4 protein-coding genes are annotated in these 3,181 nt (G+C 41.2%); all 4 read right to left on the bottom strand.

Features of this window, described 5'->3' with window-relative positions; all coding sequences use genetic code 11:
* Positions 1–108: 108 nt before the first annotated feature.
* The 4 genes from H5157_RS20450 to H5157_RS20435 all read right to left on the bottom strand — a co-directional run bounded on the left by H5157_RS20450 (position 109) and on the right by H5157_RS20435 (position 3,065).
* Positions 109–1,197 (bottom strand): IS91 family transposase, encoded by a 1,089-nt coding sequence (locus tag H5157_RS20450; RefSeq protein WP_182725401.1) that lies wholly within the window; start codon positions 1,195–1,197, stop codon positions 109–111.
* Entirely contained in the window at positions 1,194–2,027 is an 834-nt protein-coding gene (locus H5157_RS20445; protein WP_182725400.1) for a tyrosine-type recombinase/integrase, read from the bottom strand. The genes H5157_RS20450 and H5157_RS20445 overlap by 4 nt, the downstream gene beginning before the upstream one ends.
* Before the next feature lie 177 nt (positions 2,028–2,204).
* Positions 2,205–2,513, bottom strand: a complete 309-nt coding sequence (locus tag H5157_RS20440) for a hypothetical protein (RefSeq protein WP_182725399.1) — start codon at positions 2,511–2,513, stop codon at positions 2,205–2,207.
* A gap of 105 nt (positions 2,514–2,618) precedes the next feature.
* Entirely contained in the window at positions 2,619–3,065 is a 447-nt protein-coding gene (locus H5157_RS20435; RefSeq protein ID WP_182725398.1) for a hypothetical protein, read from the bottom strand.
* Positions 3,066–3,181 lie beyond the last annotated feature (116 nt).

Genomic DNA, 3,181 nt, shown 5'->3' with positions numbered 1-3,181 from the left:
ACACCTAAATTTGCCTTAATAAGCAATTATATTTTTTACACGTACAGAGGCCGCTAGCCTGAGCAGTTAAGCAGGTTAACTAATTGATTTTAAGCAGCTACCTAGCTGCTAACTCGTTCGCTCTACTTTGGTCGTTGTTTCATATAACTGGAATACGCCAATTAAACGCAAGATACCTGCCTTACAATGTTGGCAAGGCCAATGCGGTATCAGTGTTACGTTTTCTGTCTTTAGCTTCTCCACTTTACCTATGTGTGATTCTTGTGACCTTATTAATGCTAACTTTCGCTTGCGACATGCATTAGCTAAAAAACCATAGTGACGAATGCGCATAAACCCTCTCGGCAATACATGTTGTAAGTAACGCCGTAAAAATTCATCACAGCTCAGTGTCATTACTTTATCGCGATTCTTATCTGCATAATCTCGGTATTTAAAACTCACAGTTTGTTTATTTGCTCTCACTAAACGTGATTCTGACATTACGCCTTTTCGGGTATAGCGAGCAAGGTAGCTAACTAAATTTTCACTGTACGTTAAACAGGCTTTGCTATAAACACACCATTTGGTTGGCATGTTTATCTTCGTAAATGAACTATCGCATTCATTGAGCGCCGCCAGCATTTTACCTCTAAAGACTGTTGATAACGCTTTCACGGGGTATAAATAGCCTTTTTCTATTTCATGCCAGTGCGTTTTTTCAAGTGCACCTGCGGGTATCAAACAATGCAGGTGAATATGCTGACTTAAGTTTTGCCCCCATGTATGCAGTACGCTTGTCATGCCTAACTGACCATGCCTCTTTCGTTTCGCAAATTTGTTCAGCGTTTGCCATGCGGCTTTAAATAAAAACTGGTACAACGCGTTTGGGTTATAGTGCGCAATGATATTCAACTCATGGGGGAGCGTAAAAACAAGGTGGAAATACCGACACGGTAATAAATCCTCTTGCTGCCTTTGCACCCACTTAGCCGTAGCCATGCCTTGGCAACGCGGACAATGACGGTCTCGACAGCTACATCCAATCTTTTGTGACTCACCACAGTTATCACATTGCCATGCTTGGTAACCGAGCTGACCTGTTCTGCATGATTGAAGGTGCTGACAGACACGCAGTTGTTGATAGCTCATCGTATGATGCTGGCGATAATTCTCAAGATTCGAGTTTAAAATATCAGCGAGGTGTAAAGCGCTCATTGTTTACTCCAGCTCGCAAGCAAATCAATGCCGCCTTGACCTAACTCTGGTAACCAATGTAAGTAACTTTGTGTGGTTTTAATATCACTGTGACCAAGCTGATGTTGCAGTTGATGAAGCGGCATCCCTAACTCAAGTTGATGTGTTGCATAAGCATGGCGTAAAGCATGTGGGTTACAGTGCTTTAAGCCACACGCTTGTGCATGTTTTCTCAATGCCTTTCTGAAGCTTGAGGGTGACATGGATTTATCCATTAACCATCGTGAATAAAACATCCAGCCTGTTGGGTGATACATTTTCCAATAGCGACGTAATTGATTTAGCACGCTATCTGATACAACAACATAGCGTGACTTATCTCCTTTACCATGTTCAATTAAAATGGTTTTACGCTGTCCATCGATGTCTTGCACTTTAATGCGTAGCAGTTCGCCAATACGCAAACCACATCCATAACACACCACTATCAATGTTTTTAAGCGCATATCGGTGCAACTTTCTATAAGCCGTCGCATGTCATCGCGCGATAAATAAGTGGGTGCGCGAAGTTTTATTTTTGGCAGTACAATATCTAAGTTAAGTGGCCGATGTAAAATATTCTTAAACAAGAACCAAATACTGTTTATCTGTATTTTTTGGCTTGCTCTAGAAAGTTTACGAATCGCAGGATCGTTAAAAAAGGCGTTAAGTTCCTCATCAGTAATCGAATCGAGCGGTTTATTAAAATAATGACTGAGTTTTAGTAAATGTTCACAGTAGCTTTTACATGTACTTTGTGAATAACCAAGATAGGCTATTTCAGTTTTGACTTGTTCAATGAATGTATTCATTACTTACCTCCAAATATGGGATAACCCCAAGGTAAGTGTGGCTCAAATGGTCAGAATAGGATCTCCGCGTAGCGGCTTAGTTCAACGCCCGCAGCAACGGACGGGTTTTAAGTTGGTGCAGCGAAGCGAAGCGAAACCAGCTTAAAACCGTTCCGATTGACTGCGTTTGTTAGATTTTTACCGGCCCCAGTAAACTCCATGGCTGTTAATGCTAAAAGGTACAACTTTTATTTCAGTTTGAAACTTTAATTCAACGGCATCGGTACTGCTTGATAGAATAGAGATATGCTCAAGATCAGCGACAATTTCGCCTGGTGCAAAATGCCAAATCACCTCACTACTACCACACGAATGCAGGCGAACAGATTCATTCGAAAATGTTAGAAACCTAGGGTATCCCTCATCAGGAAATTTAACCTCAACAAATCCGGCCTTAAATCCTTCCCCGATACTATCAAATATGTACTTTTCTACAGCTATATCCATTGCTGCTCCGTAGTAGGTAAATCTAACGCCGCCAGCAGCGGCCGAGTGAAACGAGGTCCAGCGACCGTAGGGAGCGATGCTGGCTGGCCTTGTTATGAGCTTTTGCTAGTGCCACAACAAATTATTCTTATAGTTCACAGGAGGTTTTCCATCAGTAGTTAACCCTAAGTAGTAATAAAAACTCACCATTTTACCGCCAATGTCGGCGGAACCAACAAAATACCAATGATCTGTATAAGACACTAAACCGAAGTGTGAGCTATGAGAAGCCTCTGAAACTTTAATTTCAGCCCCCTTTAGAAGGGACGCAACATCCATTCCGCGAGGACAGGATTTGAAACCATGGTTTTCATATAGCTCGTTAACGGGTAAGCCTTTCGTAAACATTGCATTATTATCAACAGTGCAAATGAAAGCGTTCTTTTCTAAATACTTTATGCCTATGTCACCTTCAAATTGAGAACTATCTGAAACATTTTTTATGGTTGTGCAACTAACCAACAGAATTATCAGGCTACAAATTAGTAAGTTATTCATATGGCTCATAGACATAATGACTCCCACACGGTGTTAGCCTCCGCTTTTCGTGGGTTAGCTTAATTCAAAGCCAGAGCCATAATTAGTTTGTCAATTAACTAAACAGCAGAGGCTAACATGAATAAACATAG

The sequence above is a fragment of the Pseudoalteromonas sp. SG43-3 genome (assembly GCF_014164385.1).
GTDB classification, from domain to species: domain Bacteria; phylum Pseudomonadota; class Gammaproteobacteria; order Enterobacterales; family Alteromonadaceae; genus Pseudoalteromonas; species Pseudoalteromonas distincta.
The sequence above is the reverse complement of the archived record's forward strand: the minus strand, read 5'-3'. Positions and strand labels throughout refer to the sequence as shown.